This window comes from Thiohalocapsa halophila (assembly GCF_016583825.1).
Classification (GTDB): Bacteria; Pseudomonadota; Gammaproteobacteria; order Chromatiales; family Chromatiaceae; genus Thiohalocapsa; species Thiohalocapsa halophila.
On the sequence record NZ_NRRV01000062.1, the window covers coordinates 1 to 16,529 of the forward strand.

General features: G+C 67.1%; 12 protein-coding genes. 9 read left to right on the forward strand and 3 right to left on the reverse strand.

Annotated elements, in window-relative coordinates:
* Positions 1-196 precede the first annotated feature (196 nt).
* The gene (locus CKO31_RS19965) at positions 197-1,660 is read right to left on the reverse strand and encodes an NAD(P)H-binding protein (RefSeq protein WP_200240802.1); all 1,464 of its coding nucleotides are present in this window, start codon (positions 1,658-1,660) and stop codon (positions 197-199) included.
* 295 nt (positions 1,661-1,955) lie between these two features.
* On the opposite strand from CKO31_RS19965, the gene CKO31_RS19970 reads away from it, so the two are divergent.
* From CKO31_RS19970 to CKO31_RS27300, 4 genes are all read left to right on the forward strand, one after another.
* Positions 1,956-2,483, forward strand: coding sequence for a ferritin (locus CKO31_RS19970; RefSeq protein WP_200240804.1), 528 nt, complete (start codon positions 1,956-1,958; stop codon positions 2,481-2,483).
* Positions 2,484-2,778: 295 nt separating this feature from the next.
* Positions 2,779-3,522 carry an alpha/beta hydrolase gene (locus tag CKO31_RS19975; RefSeq protein ID WP_200240805.1) on the forward strand — a complete coding sequence of 248 codons (744 nt, stop codon included), beginning with the start codon at positions 2,779-2,781 and terminating at the stop codon, positions 3,520-3,522.
* Positions 3,523-3,595: 73 nt separating this feature from the next.
* Positions 3,596-4,096 (forward strand): O-acetyl-ADP-ribose deacetylase, encoded by a 501-nt coding sequence (locus CKO31_RS19980; protein WP_200240806.1) that lies wholly within the window; start codon positions 3,596-3,598, stop codon positions 4,094-4,096.
* Between the two features lie 291 nt (positions 4,097-4,387).
* On the forward strand, positions 4,388-4,852 hold the full coding sequence (locus CKO31_RS27300) for a pilin (RefSeq protein ID WP_438874026.1): 465 nt from the start codon (positions 4,388-4,390) through the stop codon (positions 4,850-4,852).
* 146 nt (positions 4,853-4,998) lie between these two features.
* On the opposite strand, the gene CKO31_RS19990 is transcribed toward CKO31_RS27300, so the two are convergent.
* The gene (locus tag CKO31_RS19990; RefSeq protein ID WP_200240808.1) at positions 4,999-6,015 is read right to left on the reverse strand and encodes a dihydroorotate dehydrogenase-like protein; all 1,017 of its coding nucleotides are present in this window, start codon (positions 6,013-6,015) and stop codon (positions 4,999-5,001) included.
* 125 nt (positions 6,016-6,140) lie between these two features.
* Positions 6,141-9,731: a pyruvate:ferredoxin (flavodoxin) oxidoreductase gene (gene nifJ / locus CKO31_RS19995; protein ID WP_200240809.1), complete on the reverse strand. Its 3,591-nt coding sequence runs from the start codon at positions 9,729-9,731 to the stop codon at positions 6,141-6,143.
* Positions 9,732-10,106: 375 nt separating this feature from the next.
* Between nifJ and rimI the strand changes: the two genes are divergently transcribed.
* From rimI to CKO31_RS20020, 5 genes are all read left to right on the forward strand, one after another.
* Positions 10,107-10,583, forward strand: coding sequence for a ribosomal protein S18-alanine N-acetyltransferase (rimI, locus tag CKO31_RS20000; RefSeq protein ID WP_200240810.1), 477 nt, complete (start codon positions 10,107-10,109; stop codon positions 10,581-10,583).
* 1,008 nt (positions 10,584-11,591) lie between these two features.
* A complete protein-coding gene (locus CKO31_RS20005; protein WP_200240811.1) occupies positions 11,592-12,239 on the forward strand; it encodes a hypothetical protein in 648 nt (215 codons plus the stop codon).
* 46 nt (positions 12,240-12,285) lie between these two features.
* Entirely contained in the window at positions 12,286-13,248 is a 963-nt protein-coding gene (locus CKO31_RS20010; protein ID WP_200240812.1) for a hypothetical protein, read from the forward strand.
* Positions 13,249-13,261: 13 nt separating this feature from the next.
* The gene (locus CKO31_RS27425) at positions 13,262-14,968 is read left to right on the forward strand and encodes a Dyp-type peroxidase (protein WP_200240814.1); all 1,707 of its coding nucleotides are present in this window, start codon (positions 13,262-13,264) and stop codon (positions 14,966-14,968) included.
* Between the two features lie 13 nt (positions 14,969-14,981).
* On the forward strand, positions 14,982-16,406 hold the full coding sequence (locus CKO31_RS20020; protein WP_200240816.1) for a cytochrome P450: 1,425 nt from the start codon (positions 14,982-14,984) through the stop codon (positions 16,404-16,406).
* The last annotated feature ends 123 nt before the right edge of the window (positions 16,407-16,529 follow it).

The window sequence follows — 16,529 nt, forward strand, 5'->3', positions numbered from 1 at the left end:
CCGCGTCGCCCATCGCGTAACGCTGGTTGTTGCCGCCCTTGCGCGCGTCCGGCAGCTCGTCCAGCGCTCGGCGGATCCTCGTCACCACCGTTGCCGCCGTGAACCGCTGCGTAGTGGGCTCGGGCTTGGACTCCGGCTTGGGCTCGGGCTTGGGCCTCAGGACCATCGGACTCTCCAGTAACTTGTGAAGAGTCCTTCATAACATCATGCTTTTAAATTTGGAACTGCTGGCGAGCCAGGCCAGCCGCGCCTGGTAGCGGCGCATCACCAGGAGATGTCCGACGGCCTGGGTGACGATGTAGACATACCAGGGCAGGGCGGGCGCATAGTCGTGAATCGCGGTCATGGTGTAGCGCCCATCCAGCAGGGTCTGGAACTCGAAGCGCGGGCGTCCGGGGGACTGGAGCTTGGCGAGCAGGCCGCCGCTGATGGCGTAGATCTGGCGCTCCGCGGTGCTGGCAGTGGGCTGGTGGCTGAGCACCAGCAGCTTGACGGGCAGGATGCGGGTCCAGACCTCGACGTTGTGCCGGGCGTCCACGCGGCTTCGCACCAGCGGCCAGCAGCATTCACCCAGCCAGCGGAAGTAGTTGCCCGCGACCCAGGCGGCATCCTGCCCGGGCGGCAGCAGCACGCGCTGGATGGAGCGCACCAGGGATTGCTCGCGCATGACGCTGGTGTCGGCCTCGCGGATGCGCGCACGGGGGTTGGGCTTGAGGCGCTTCGTGCACGGGTCGATGGAAGCGGCGAGCGCGTCGGCGAAGCCCATGGCCTCCGGCTGAATGACCTGCTGGAGCGGATTGTCGCGCATGACCGTGTCCTGGGGCAGGCTCTCGACGATGGCGCCCACCATCTGTGGCGGTGCCCCGCTCACCAGCCGCGCCGTGGCCGATGCGAGCGCGTTCGGCATAAAAGGCAGGCGCAGGAACGCCCGCTTGAGGCCCAGCACCCGGGCGGTGTCGCGCAGCATTTGCTCGTAGCTCAGGGCTTGCGCGCCACCGATGTCGAAAGGGCCGATGTAGCTCTCGGGGTGGTCCAGGCAGTGCAGGATGGCCCGCACCAGGTCCGCCAGCGCAATGGGCCGGGTCAGCGAGCGCGCGGAGGGGGGTAGCGCCAGGACCGGCAGCCGACGCACCAGGTCCAGTAGCAATCCCGGGCCGGTGCCGCCAGGACCGACCACCAGGCTCGCACGCAGCGCCGTCAGCGGTGTGCCGCGGGAGCCGAGCACCATCTCCACCTCGCGGCGGCTCCACAGCAGCGGCGAGAAGCGGAAGCTCCGCGGCATCACGCCGCTGACGAAGACGATCTGCTTCAGACCGTTGGCCGCCGCGGCTCGGGCGAAGTTGTCCGCGAGCACCAGATCCATGTCCCGCGGGCGGGCCTGGGTGAGCCTGGACGACGGCGCCAGCGAGTGCACCAAATAGACGGCGGCGTCGACGCCCGCCAGCGCCGCCTCGATGTCCGGTGACGAGAACAGATCACAGTGGCGCCAGCTGACCCCCGCCGTGGACGCTGGCGTCGCCGCCCGCGCCGGGGAGCGGGTGAGTGCTAGGACCGCCTGTTGCTCAGCGAGCCGCGGCAAGAGCGCCGTGCCGATGAAGCCGCTGGCGCCGGCGACGGCGACCCGCTGACGACGGCCGGCTTGCAGGGCGTCACTGTTCATCGGCGTCGGCACCATCGGGTGCACGAGATGCGACGGGCTTCGAAACGGGGCAAGGCTTCCGATGTCTCGCAGCGCCCACTGAGCCCGTCGCTTCGAGCAGGGACTCGGTCGCGAGCACGGCGTGTGACGCTGCTCGCTGGTGGCGCTGAGCGGTTTTTCGGGATAGACGCCGGGTTGAAAACCGTCATCATATCGTCAACCTGTAAGAGTTTGCCGGTGCACTGGCTATTTGCACGCGACGCCGGTCCAGCGGCCCGCACACCCCGCCGAAGTACCCAGCCCAGGAGCTGCCGCTATGATTTCCGACGCCATGCGTACGCGGATGAACGAACAGATCAACCGCGAGCTGTATTCTGCCTATCTCTACCTGGCGCTGTCCGCACATTCCGAGCGCGCCAACCTCAAAGGCACCGCTGCCTGGTTCATGGCCAAGCACTCCGAGGAGATGTCCCACGCCCTCAAGATGTACCGCTATTTGTTGGACCAGGATGCCAAGGTGGAGCTGGCGGCCGTATCCGCACCCCCAGTGGCGCCCGACGGTGTGCTCGCCATGTTCGAAGAGACCCTGGCGCACGAGCGCGAGGTTACCACCGCCATCAACGATCTGGTCGACCAGGCCCTATCCGAGAAGGACCATGCCACCAACATCTTCCTGCAGTGGTTCGTCACCGAGCAGATCGAAGAGGAGGCGACGGTGAGCGACATCATCGGTCGGCTTCAGCTGTTCGGCGACAAAGGGCAGGGCCTGCTCATGATCGACAACGAGCTTGGAGCCGCCGCTAAGACCATGGGTCAGGCGGACACCACCGACGCCGGCGCCTGAGCGCCACAGACAGTCAACGAACAGCGCCCGCAGGCCACACAATGGGCAAAAAGAAGGACAAGTGCTGCGAGAAGTACAAGAAAGACAAGCGTTGCAAAAGCTGTCCAAAGAAAAAGGGCCGCTGACCATCGCTCCATGCGAGGCAACAGCGCCGGGGCACCGCGAGGCTTCGCCCCAGCCAGTGCGACAAGGTCACCTGAGCACGCGCCTGTGTCGGCCCCGTGTCGTCCCTGTGTCGCCCTAACGACCAGTGGGCGCCGCCGTAGCCATCTTCGACTCCAAAACAGGGGGAGCCATGGTCCAGCGAGATGCATCCTCGTCCCTGCCGCCCGCGGCAGTATCCTTGTTGTGCCTGCTGCTGTTGAGTATTGCCCCGCAGGGCATCGCAGGCACCGACGACGACTGGCCCGATTGGGCCGAGCAGCCCGATCTGATGGAGCAGGTAGCCGCTGTCAGCGACGGCGAGCTGCGCTTTCTGCCCGCCGCCGACACGGACGGCGAGCACGCGCACCTGAATCGGATCTCGATCACGGAGGACAGCCTGGACGGCGGCTGGGTGGCACTGGAGCAATGCCACGAGAACATCGACGCGGTGCCGGCGGCACAGATCATGTTCCGCGCCGGCGGCATCCGTGACCTCACCATCGAGTCCAGCCGCAACATCGGCCGCGCCTGGGTCGAGGGCCACAGCGTGCAGCTGAAGGACGTGGGCCGCGATGCCGTGCTCTGCATTCGCGCTGAGAGCCAGGCGCTGCGCGACATGGGTGACGGCCGTTACCGGCTGCGCAACGGCCCCTACATGCGTCGCTTCCTGGATGGCTACTATCCGATGCGTGTGACCCTGGACATCCAGTATCCTGCCGAAGTCATCCAGGTGATGGGGCAGTCGCCGTCCATACAGCCCGGGTTCGACGTAACCGACGGCGGCTCCGATCTGAGTGTCGACGCCACCTTCGAGGGGCGTCTGGTCACCTGCTTCGACTTCTGTCGCCACAGCGGCGACTGCTCCGGGCCCTTGCCGGCCTGCGACGAGCGTTGATCCGTCCAGCGCCGGTGTGCCCCCGGCGCGGAATACGCCGGGGGGCGGAGCGCCACCCGCCACGAGAGCGCGTATGACAGCACCTGAAGTCATCGTCGCCGACATCACCGCCCTCGATGTCGACGCCATCGTCAATGCCGCCAACAGCTCGCTGCTCGGCGGAGGTGGCGTGGATGGGGCCATTCACCGCGCCGCCGGCCCCGAGCTGCTGGCGGCATGCCGTCAGCTCGACGGCTGTCCGACGGGGGAGGCCCGGATCACGCCCGGCTTCCAGCTGCCGGCGCGGTGGGTCATCCACGCGGTCGGGCCGGTCTGGCACGGCGGCGGCGCCGGTGAGCCGGAGCTGCTGCGCAATGCCTATCGGCAGAGCTTTGCGCTGGCGCGTGAGCACGGTGTTGCGAGCATCGCCTTCCCCGCCATCAGCACCGGCGTCTATGCCTTTCCGAAGGACGGCGCCGCCGCCATCGCCGTGGCGGAGATGCGCGCCCACGCAGACGCCTTCGAGCGGATCATCGCCTGCTGCTTCAGTGAGGCCGATGCCGAGCCCTACCGGCGCCTGCTCACGCCCGGCTGAGGCGCCCACCTCCGGCCATTCCCGTCAGGGTCGGTAGGCCGATCACGCCGAGCCGGCCTCGGCTGCCCCTCTCCAGGCCCGCCGGCAAGCCGTATACCTACCAACGCCTCGCGCTCGTCGTCGGGCCTCTGGCGTGTTGTCTTGGGCTATCCTTGGCAAAACAGAACGGCCGCATGTGCCTATGCCGGATTTGGGCGGGCGTTGCAGAGCTGTCGGCAGCGGGCTCGACGCATAACGGGGTGATGCATGTTCCACGGGTACCGAACCCGGGGGTTCACTTTGGTGGAGCTGATGATCGCCGTGGCGATCATCGGTGTTTTGGCCGCGATCAGCATTCCTGCTTACCAGACCTACGTTCGCCGCGCGGCGTCCGTTGACGGTTATCTGCAGTTCGCAGCGGTGAAGACCAAGATCGTGGATTTCTACGTCTCCAAGGGCGTGCTGCCGGCGAATTTCGAGGATATAGGCCTGCCGCCGCCGACGGGCGTCGCTCATGGCGGCGACTCGGGCAGCTACGCGCACGTGTTCGGCGTCGAGAGCAAGGTTTGGGGGAGTGTCGAGTACCAGCCGAAGCAGCCGAACGGCTATGTTTTCGTTCTGCGCGCCATCGAGGCGCCGGACATCGGTCTGCACTTCCAAATCAAAGCCGAGAACGGCGGCGTGCGCATTCGCTGCACCATCAATCAGGTGGCCGAGCGCGCCCCCTATGTGCCCGCCCAATGCCGCGACGGCAGCGTTGACGATTGGAGCTGGTAGCGTCGCCCTCGCCCGGCACGCATGCCAAGGCGTGCCGGCGCTTAGGACGCTCCGGGGCTGGTGCAGTCGGCCGCTTGACCCGCTGGGTCGCTTGACTCAAAACGGGGCCCGGCCGCTGCCTGACGAGCCGCGCCCGGACTTGCCGGTCACACCATCACACCGGGCGAGAAGCTGTAGCTGTCGATGATGTTGACGTAGTTGGCGCGCTCGAACTCCGCCGGGTTCGGGACGGCCAGCGCGCTGACGCGTCCGCGGACGTCCTCGACGGACTCGAAGCCCTGGTCCTCCATCCATTGCTCAATGCCCTTGAGGATGACATCCGTCTGGCCGGCGCCGTTCTTGAGCAGGGTGCTGCACAGGTGCACCACGTCGGCGCCGGCCAGCAGCAGCTTGACGGCGTCGTCGGCGGTGTGGATGCCGCCGGTGGCGCCGAGGGAGAGGTTGTCGATGCGCCCGTACAGGATCGCGATCCAGCGCATGGCGAGCAGCGCCTCGGCGGACGTGGACGGATGCAGGCTCGGCTGCAGGCGCAGGCTGTCGGTGTTGATGTCCGGCTGGTAGAAGCGGTTGAACAGCGCCACGCCGTCGGCGCCGGCGGCCGCCATGCGCTGCACCATGTTGCCGACGGAGCTGAAGCTCGGCGAGAGCTTCATGTTGATGGGGATGGAAATGCTGTTCTTCAGCGTGCGCAGGATCTCCAGGTAGCGCTCTTCCACCACGTTGCCCGGCTGGTCGATGTCGGCGGCTACATAGTAGACGTTGAGCTCCAGGGCGTCGGCGCCGGCTTCTTGCAGCTCACGGCCGTGCTCCACCCAGCCCGAGGGGCTGACACCGTTGAGGCTCGCGATGACGGGGATATCCAGGGCCTCTTTCAACGCCCGCAGGTTCTCCAGGTACGGCTCGGTGCCGGTGCTGAAGTCCTGCCAGTCCGGCAGGATGCTCTCGCCGATCTCCGCGAAGCCCGTGTCCTGGTGGTGCAGGAACCGGTTCATGGTCTCGGTATCGGCGGTGATGGCCTCCTCGAACAGCGAGTACATGATGATGGCCGCGGCGCCGGCATCCTCCAGCTGCTTGCTCTGGTCGACGCTCTTCGACAGTGGTGAGGCCGAGGGGACGATGGGGTTCTTGAGGTCGAGGCCGAGGTATTTGGTGGTCAGGTCCATGGGCGGCTCCGGGGTCGTGCAATGCGGGCGTTGATCGAAGGGCTTGCAGGGACTACGAAGTACGAAGTCCGCAGTACGGGGGGCGCCCACGTACTTCGTACTCCGTACGCCGTACTTCCGATCGGCTAGTCTGCCTTCTCCACCGGCTTCTCCGACTTCTGCCAAGCCAGGTGCGCGAGCTGCTCGTAGAGGGAGTACTTGCTCTCTACGTGCTTCTGCGCCAGCTTCAGGAAGCGCTCGGCGTCGTCCGGGTGGGTGCGGTTCAGCACGCTGAAGCGGGTCTCGCTGGCCAGATAGTCCCGGTAGGGGATGCTGGGCCGCTTGCTGTCGATGTGCAGCGGGTTGTCGCCGGCGTCGATCTTGCGCGGGTCATAGCGGAACAGCGGCCAGTGTCCGGAGTTGACGGCCATGTCCTGCTGGCGCAGGTTGTTCGACATGTCCACGCCGTGGGCGATGCAGGGAGAGTAGCAGATGAGCACGGACGGCCCCGGGTAGGACTCCGCCTCCAGGAAGGCGCGCACGGTCTGCACGTCCTTGGCGCCGAAGGCCACCTGGGCGACGTAGACGTTCTCGTAGGCCATGGCCATCATGGCCAGGTCCTTCTTGAACGTGGGCTTGCCGCCGGCGGCGAACTTGGCCACCGCGCCCATGGGGGTCGCCTTGGACTTCTGCCCGCCGGTATTGGAATAGACCTCGGTGTCCAGCACCAGCAGGTTCACGTCGCGCCCGGTGGACAGCACATGGTCGACACCGCCGTAGCCGATGTCGTAGGCCCAGCCGTCGCCGCCGACGATCCAGACGCTGCGCTTCACCAGGTGCTCGCAGACGCTGGCCAGGATGCCGGCCTCCGGCGCCTTGACGGACTTGAGCTTCTCCTTGAGTGCCGCGACCCGCTGGCGCTGCTCATGGATGCCCGCCTCGGTGGATTGGTCCGCATTGAGCAGGCCGTCGACCAGGTCGGTGCCGATCTTGTCCGCGAGCACGATCAGCATTTCTCGCGCCTGCTGATTCTGGGCGTCAACGGCGAGCCGCAGGCCCAGACCGAACTCGGCGGTATCCTCGAACAGGGAGTTGTTCCAGGTGGGGCCGCGGCCTTCGGGGTCCGTGGTGTAGGGGGTGGTGGGCAGGTTGCCGCCGTAGATGCTGGAGCAGCCGGTGGCATTGCCCATGAGCATGCGGTCGCCGAACAGCTGCGTGGCGAGCTTCACATAGGGCGTCTCGCCGCAGCCGACGCAGGCGCCCGAGAACTCGAACAGCGGCTGCATCATCATGGCGTGCTTGATCTTGTGGCCGTCGAGCTTGGTACGGTCGTACTCGGGCAGACCCAGGAAGAAGTCCCAGTTCGGCTGCTCGATGTCGTGGCGCTCCTCGGCGGGCAGCATGTTGAGCGCCTTGCGCTTGGGGTCCTTGCGGTCCCGGATAGGGCAGACCTCCACGCAGAGCCCGCAGCCGGTGCAGTCGTCCGGGGCGATCTGATACGTGACGCGATAGTCCTCCGGGAAATCCTTGCCCTTGACCTTGGCGTGGAGGAAGTCGCCGGGGGCGCTATCGGCCAGCTCGGCCGGGAACACCTTGGCGCGGATGGCCGCATGCGGGCACACCAGCGGGCACTTGCCGCACTGGGTGCAGAGATCCTCTTCCCACTTCGGCAGCTCCAGCGCGATATTGCGCTTCTCGTACTGCGTGGTGCCGGTGGGCCAGGTGCCGTCCGGCGGCATCAGGCTCACGGGCAGCTCGTTGCCGCGCCCGGCGATGAGGGTGGACGTCACGCGCTGCAAGAAGTCCGGGGCATCGGCGGGCACCACCGGCGGGCGCTCGAAGTCGCTGGTGGTCTGTCCGGGCACCTGCACCTGATGCAGGCCGGCGAGGGTCGCGTCGATGGCGGCAAAGTTACGGTCGAGGAGCTTCTGGCCCTTCTTCCCGTAGGTCTTCTCCACCGCTTTCTTGATCTGGGCGATGGCCTCGTCCTTGGGCAGGATGCCGGAGATGGCGAAGAAGCAGGTCTGCATGATGGTGTTGATGCGCCTGCCCATGCCGGTCTTCTCGGCGATGTCGTAGGCGTCGATGACGTAGACCTTGATGCCCTTGTCGAGGATCTGCTGCTGCATGGACTTGGGGAAGTCGTCCCAGACCTTCTCCGGCGGCGTCGGCGAGTTGAGCAGGAAGGTTGCTCCCTGCTTCGCCTTGTCCAGCATCTCGTAGCGGGTGAGGAAGGTCGGCTGATGGCAGGCGACGAAGCTCGCCTCGTTTTCGCCGATCAGATAGGTGCTGTTGATGGGCTCGGGGCCGAAGCGCAGGTGGGACACCGTCACGGCGCCGGCCTTCTTGGAGTCGTACTCGAAATAGCCCTGGCCGAAGTTCGGCGTCTCCTCGGCGATGATCTTGATGCTGTTCTTGTTGGCGGACACGGTGCCGTCGGAGCCCAGGCCGTAGAACACGCACTCGGTGACGCCCTTGGCGGCGGGCTTGAAGCTCGGGTCCCAGTCCAGGCTGGTGTGGCTCACGTCGTCGATGATGCCGACGGTGAACTTGTTCTTGGGCTTGTCCTTGGCGACCTCGTCGAGTACGGCCTTGACCATGGCCGGTGTGAACTCCTTGGACGAGAGCCCGTAGCGCCCGCCGATGACCCGCGGCATGGTCGCCATGTTGCCCTCGGTCACGGACTCGGAGAGGGCCGTGACCACGTCCAGATACATGGGCTCGCCGTTGGCGCCGGGCTCCTTGCAGCGGTCCAGCACGGCGATCTTCTGGGTTGTGACGGGCAGGGCGGCCAGCAGGTGCTGCGGGCTGAAGGGCCGGAACAGCCGGACCTTGATGAGACCCACCTTCTCGCCCTGGTCGGCGAGTTGCTGCACGGCCTCTTCGGCGGCGCCGATGCCGGAGCCCATGAGCATGACCACGCGCTCGGCGTCCGGGGCGCCGACGTACTCGAAGAGCTTGTACTGGCGGCCGGTGAGCTTCGCGAGCTTGTCCATCTGCGCCTGCAAAATGCCCGGCAGAGCGGCATAGAAGGGGTTGACCGTCTCGCGGCCCTGGAAGTAGACATCCGGGTTCTGCGAGGTGCCGCGGATGATGGGATGGTCCGGGTTCATGGCCCGCTCGCGATGGGCCGTGACCAGTGACTCGTCGATCATCGCGCGGATGGTGTCGACCGGCAGCTTGTCGATCTTGTTGACCTCGTGCGAGGAGCGGAAGCCGTCGAAGAAGTGCAGGAAGGGCACCCGGCTCTCCAGCGTCGCCGCCTGGGCGATGAGCGAGAAGTCCATGATCTCCTGGATGTTCGCGGAGCAGAACATGGCGTAGCCGGTGGCGCGGCAGGCCATGACGTCGGAGTGGTCGCCGAAGATGGACAGTGCCTGGGCCGCCAGCGAGCGCGCCGATACATGCAGCACCGTCGGCGTCAGCTCGCCGGCGACCTTGTACATGGTCGGGATCATCAGCAGCAGGCCCTGCGACGCCGTGAAGGTCGTCGACAGGGAGCCGCCCTGCAGCGCGCCGTGAAGAGAGGCGACGGCACCGGCCTCGCTTTGCATCTCGATGACGTCGGGCGAGGTGCCCCAGAGGTTCTTGATACCGAGCGACGACCACTCGTCCGACCACTCGCCCATGGGCGAGGCCGGCGTAATGGGGTAGATAGCGATGACCTCGTTGGTCATGTGCGCGACATAGGCGGCGGCTTCGTTGCCGTCGAGGGTGACCATTTGCTGCTGCGACATGGAGACTTCCCGCGATTGTGGGTGGCTGCAAAGGTTGCTGCGTCAGGGCGACGGGCTGGGTGCGACCAAGGACGATCGCGGCGGACGCGACGGCGGTGCTTGGCCGGGCCATTGGCTTCGACTATATCCGTAACGGCCGCAGCGGCCACTGATCCAAGTCCAAGGCGTGGCGATAATCGCGGCAGCGGCTGATCCGGGTCAGCCAAGCTCGAAATGGCTGCATGCTCAGCATTGACGCGCCGGCGTGGAGGGCGGGCGCGCGCTGGCCTAACCCCGCCCGGCACTGACGTGGGACGAGCCCCTCCGGGTGCGGCAGGCGGATCAGCCGGCTCTGGCCCTTTTGCTTTTCTTGCGCGAGATCGGTAAGACACCGGCATGGTCGCCGTGTCCACAGACATGTCCGTTGCGCTGCGCGCCATGCGCGATGAGGACCTTCCGGCCGTGCTGGCCTGCGAGCAGGCTGGCTATACCTCGCCGTGGTCGGAGGGGATCTTCCGCGACTGCCTGCGGGTGCGCTACTGCTGCCTGGTGGCGGAGACTCGGGAGATGGTGGTGGGCCACGCCGTCATGTCCGTCGCCGCCGGCGAGTGCCACTTGCTGAACCTGTGCATCCATCCGCTCTTTCAGCGCCTCGGCATCGGGCGGCGGCTGCTGCGGCGGCTGCTGGCCTTGGCGCGTCGCCAGCAGGCGGATTCAGCGTTCCTGGAGGTGCGGCTGTCGAACACCGGCGCCATCGCGCTCTATCGCGGCGAGGGCTTCGATGAGATCGGTGTACGCAAGGGCTATTATCCGAGCGCCGGCGGCGACTCGTCGCGGCGCGAGGATGCGCTGATGATGGCGCGCTCGCTATAGCTCAGGCATTTCTGCCGCGCCCTTTTTTGGCGGCTGTGGCGGGGGGAGCTGTATGCCCCGGCGGAGCTGTGTCAGGGGGCTCTGTGTCTTGAGTGCCGGCGTCCGCTGGCTGCTCGGTTTGTGCTTGTGGCGCAGCGTCAGCCTCGCCGCTGCGCAAACGGCGCTCCCACATGGCGATACGCTGCTGCCAGTCGGCTTCCTGGGCCGCGGTATCGCGTTGGTGCAGCGCGGTTCGCCGTTTTTCGGCGCGCCGGCGTCGGAAGAGGTGCGCTGCCAGACCCACTACGCCCGCCAGTGCCAGCACCGATGTCGCCGGTGCCGAGACGAAAGCCGGGGCGAGCCAGCGGTGGCCGCCTGCGGCGCGCTCCCCGGCATTGCTGCCCGCCTCGGCGGCGCTGGCCAGCGGCGTGCACAGGGCGAGCCAGAGCAGGAGGCAAGCCCACCGGACAGGGGCCGGCGCGTCGGCTGCGGGCACGTGCTGTAGACAGGGGGCATTGCGCATGACTTCGATCACCCTTGGTCTTGGTCAGCTGGACGACATCCTCGTAGGTCCATGCCGGTAGCCGGTCGCAGGCGGCGCAACGCCGGCCGAGGCCGCCTAATGGGCCACCTTCCACGATAGATGACCCACTGGCTGCATGGTAGCAGGGTGGCCCCATGGCTGATGCGGCTGCGCGTCAATGCGCTGAAAGGCGGTTCCGGCTCCAGCGTGCTATGTGCTGACAAGACACCGGGTCGTCGGCCTTGCCTTCCCAGCCATTCAATCGGTGTTTCCCTGACCCAGGGCGCCCACCGGCAAGGGCATCCTGCAACGAGATCAGCCATGCAAGCGAGCGGCTAGCGCCGAGCTGCGTGTCCCGCAATAGGCGCCGGCACTGCCGGGGCATGCCGGAATGCGCGGCAACGATTGCACAATGTGACCAAAGGCGCCTTTGACGCTTGTCATTGACGGCGCCTCGGCGCATGATCTTGCCCGCTGTGGCTCGCTGCACCGCGGAGGACGCACCCATGTCCAACCTCGCCGGCAAGGCTTACGGGATGAACGTCATCACACCGATGCACCCGTCCCGGACCTGGATCAATCGGCTCATCTTCATGGTCGCACAGCTGAAGCCGCGGGTGCTGTCGGGGCTGCTCGGACTCTCGCTCATCCACTTCGCACGCTGGTTCATGATCAAGCGCGACCAGTGGCCGGACTTGGGGCAAGGGCCGGAGCAACTGCGGCACGACTACATGCTCTTCTGTAGCAATTTCAACGGGACCTGGGACCAGTACATCGACGCCTTCGCCGATGGTATCCCGAGCGGCCTGGATCTGTTCTGGTATTCCAGCGTCAAGTATCCCCAGTCGATCCCGCTGACCCCTTTCAAGTCCTACATCGTCCACAACCAGCTGGACACCCAGTATTACTACAACGCCACACCCGGCAGCGCCCAACGCGACATCAAAGCGGCGCTGCGGGTGATGCCTGCGCTGCGTGAGCTCGCGGCTCAGCATCCGGACATGACGCCGACCGAGTTCGCGGCCGCCTACCGTGCGGCGCTCCGCAAGGTCCAGACCAGTCTCGGCGCCCCGGGGCTCGCCCCGGTGGCGAGCAATGCCACCTTCGAGGCCGAGCGCAATCTTGAGCCGCTGCTCCAGGCCCGCTGGGGCTGAGCCCGAAGACGGCCTACCCATCCACCGCCCGTAGGAGCGCTCTGCGATGCCCAACTTCGACGGCGGCCATTATTTCCTGTCCGTGTTGGTCCCCATTCGCACCGACGCGGAGCAGAACGCTGAGGGGGCTTGGCGCGCCCATGTCGACCTGTTGCGCGAGGAGTTGGCGCTGCTGCCCACGGCGCAGCAGAGCCGCGTGTCACGGAATGCCCCCCGACAGAGCCCCTTCGCCCGGAATACGCTCAACCACTTGGCGCGCTTCGTCGTCATCGACGATGTGGTCTTCAACGGACGTGTCGGCGGTAACGCCCTGTGGGAGCGTCTGCGCGGCCGCAATCCGCTGACGCCGCAGCCGGTGGACCGGCTCAAATGCGCTTACCTGTTTTTCGGTGCGGACATCGATGCGAGCGCCGGCGGCGACGCGGGGCTGCGCCCCTACACCGACGCCTTGTGGGACACCATGCGGGATGAGCTCAAGGCCGTCTTCCGGCATTGCCTGGGCTTCCAGGAGCGCGTTCGGGATGCCGAGGGCTTCTTCCGCTATATCCAGGACTGTCAAATCGAGACCACCATGCCCTTCAACGACTACTGGGCGGATGGCCTGCCGGCGGCGCAGGTGGACACCAATCTGCTGCCGGTCCTGGTGGTGCCCGCGCTGACCGCAGCCGTGGCCGTTCTCGGCTTCGTGCTGCATCTGTTCGGCCTCGGCGACGGCGGCTGGATCTGGACCAGTCTCATCGCACTGGCCCTCACCGGTGCCCTGGGTGTCGGCCTCTATCACTACATCGTGGCCAAGGCGCAGGCGCCGCTGCCAACGGCGCCGGACTCGGATCTGCCGTCGGTGCTGAAGGCGCTTTATCTCCAGCAGCGCTTTACGGATTTCGCCATCGCCCAGCAGGGTGCGGACGACGCGGCGTTGTACGCCGCTTTCAAGGAGTTCATGGACACCCACAAGCCGACCGACGTCAACGGCCCGACCCAGCCGCCGGGCGTCATTGCGACGGGTTGACGGAGACACCGCCGTGAGCACCACCCATTTGAATCTCGCCGACATCCAGGGCAACGTGGTCCGCGCCTACGGGCGCTTCGGCTTCCCCTGCGCGCGCTATTACTTCCTGCGTGTGGACCCGCAGCAGAGCGCCGACGGCCGTGCCTTGGTGGACCGAGTGCGTCGGCGCATCACCACCGCCGTGCGCTGGCGCGAGGGGCCGAACGAGACCGCCCCGGGCGCCGTCGAGCCGCCGGACAGCACGCTCAACATCGCCTTCACCTTCTACGGCCTGCTGGCGCTGGGGCTGCCCACCAGTGTGCTGGCACGCATGCCGCCGGAATTCATCGAAGGCATGCCCGGGCGGACCTACATCCTCGGCGACGAGGGCGACAACGCCCCCGAGCATTGGGACCCCATCTGGCGCACCAACGCGGAGAAGCGCATTGGCAGCGGCCAGACGGCCGCCGACGGCGAGCTCGGGCATGTGCACATCTGGCTGTCCATCAACGCCCGCAGCATGGAGCAGATGGAAGCCGCACACGAGACACTGATGGCGGACATCGCCGCCCATCCGGGCCTGCGCCTGCTGCCGGGCCATGGTGCCGACGGCGCCGACTACCAGGCGGCGTCGGCCATCTTCGCGCCGGGGCCCGACGACACCTTGGTGCCCACCGGCAAGGAGCATTTCGGCTTCACCGACGGCATCGGCGACCCGGTGTTCGACGGCCGCTACGAGCCGGACGTTCAGGCGCGCCGGGTCAAGGGCCGCGGGCGGCTCACGCCCGCAACGGAGCAGCAACCGGATCAGCAGTGGGTGCCGCTCGCCACCGGCGAATTTCTTCTCGGCCATGCCGACGAGTCCCAGGAGCTGCCGCCGACGGCGCCGCCGTGGGAATTCACCCGCAACGGCACCTTCATGGTGTTCCGCAAGCTGCACCAGAACGTCAAGACCTTCCACGACTACACGGCCGAGCAGGCCGCGCTGTTCGGGCGACTCTGGGGGCTCGAGGCCGAGGCGGCCCTGGCAACGCTCAAGGCCAAGCTCGTCGGCCGCTGGAGCGACGGCATTCCGCTCATCGCCGCGCCCACCTATGACGACTGGCGCCGCTTGCAGAGCCAGTGGCGGGACGTACCGGCCATTGGGCTCAAGCCGCGCACCGAGCGGACCCCCGCCGAGCAGGCGCGCAAGGACGCCTTTGATGATCTGCTCGCCAACTTCACCTTCGGCGACGACAAGGACGGCATCAAGTGCCCCTATGGTGCGCACCTAAGGCGCGTCAATACCCGCGATATGCTGGACCCGGAGCTGCACGGCGACAACCCGGAAGCGCGCACCGGCTCGTCGCTCAACAAGCGCCGCCGCATCCTCCGCCGCGGGCTGCCCTACGGCCACGCGGATCCGGACAATCCCTCAGACGACGGCGAGCATGGCGTCATCTTCATCGCCCTCTGTGCCAGCCTGAGCCGGCAGTTCGAGTTCCTTCAGCAGCAGTGGATCCAGTACGGGCTGGACTTCAACACCGGCAACGACACCTGCCCGCTGGTGGGCAATCATCGACTGGACGATCGGCGCCCTGCCACCAAGCACGTCATCGCAGCAGACCCGGCGGGCGACGCACCGCCCTTCATCGCCGCCAATCTGCCGAATTTCGTCACCACCCGCGGCGGGGATTATTTCTTTCTGCCCGGCATCAATGCGCTGCGCATGATCGCCCAAGGCAGCGTGGACCCGACCTGAGCGGGGCAGGGCGATGACCTTCCTGAGCAACCTGCTGCGGCTGCCGGTGCGCTGGCTCGCCATCCTCGGCGGCGGCATCGCGGATCTTGTGGCCCTGCTCAAGCTCCTGGCCCGGGCCTTCCCGGGCGACAAGGCCGGGCGGCAGCAACGCCTGCTCGGCGTGCTCGCCACCACCGCCGGGCAGCGCGCGCTGTTCGGCGTGCTGCGGGTGTTCTGGGCCAACTTGGTGCTCCGCCGCAAGCTGGTGGCCGCCTACGACAACACCGGCACCGCCATCGTCACCCGCGATGTGGACGTGCGCGAGGTGCTCGCGCGCGATGCGGACTTCCTGGTGGTCTACGAGCTGCGCATGCGCCGGATCACCGCCGGGGAGAACTTCTTTCTTGGCATGCAGGACTCGCCTGCCTACCAGCGCAACGTCTCTGCGATGCGGCTCGCGGCGCGCTGGGAGGACGTGAGCGCGATCATCCGCCCGACGGTGGACGAGCATGCCGGCACCATCGTGGCGGGCGCCGAGGGCAAGCTCGACGTCCCCGCGCAACTAACGCTGCCGGTGGTCGCCGACATGGTCGCGCGCTATTTCGGCACGCCCGTCGGTGGCGACGGGCAGCCGAGCCGGGACGACCTGATCGCCTGGACCAGCGTCATGTTCTGGTACCTGTTCATCGACCTGGGCGCGGACCCGGACGTGGACCGCGGGGCCACGGAGGCCGCCGCTGCCGCTCGGGACTGGCTGGACCAGTGCATCGCGGACCGCAAGGCGAATCCGACCGAGACCGACGACGTGCTGAGCCGCTGCCTGGGTCTCCAGCGCGCGGACATCCTCGGCTTCGACGACCTCGCCATCCGCAACAACCTGATCGGGCTCATCATCGGCGCCGTGCCGACGCTCTCCCGCGCCGCAGTACAGGCGCTGGACCAGCTTCTGGACCGCCCGGGGCCGCTCGCCGACGCCTGCGCCGCCGCCCGCGCCGACCACGATTCGAAGCTCGCGGCCATCGTCTTCGAAGCCCTGCGCTTCAACCCGGTGAACCCGTTCATCTACCGCCGCGCCCTGGCGGACACCACCATCGCCCAGGGCACGCTGCGCGCGCGGCGGATTCCGAAGGGCACGCTGGTGCTGGCCTCCAATCTGAGCGCCATGTTCGATCCCGCCCGGCTGGATGTGCCGGAGCGCTTCGACTCCACCCGTCCCCCGGACGACTACATCCTCTGGGGCTACGGCCTGCACACCTGCTTCGGCCGCCACATCAACAGCGCCGTGGTGCCGGCACTGCTGAAGCCCCTGCTCGCCGCCGGCACACCGCGCCGAGCCGCGGGCGATGCGGGCAAGCTCGACACCGCCGGCACGCCCTTCCCGGCGCATCTGGTGGTGGAGCTGATACCCGTGCGGGTCGATCCCGGCCATCGGGCCGGTATGGCGGCTGACAAACCGTAATCGCTGCGGCGAAGCAGCGACTTTGCGTTGGCTCGGCGACGGCAAGCAGAGCTTGCAAAGCGACGTCGCGAAGCGGAGCTTCGCGACGAGTGGCTGTCGGCACACCCCACGCTGACACCAGGG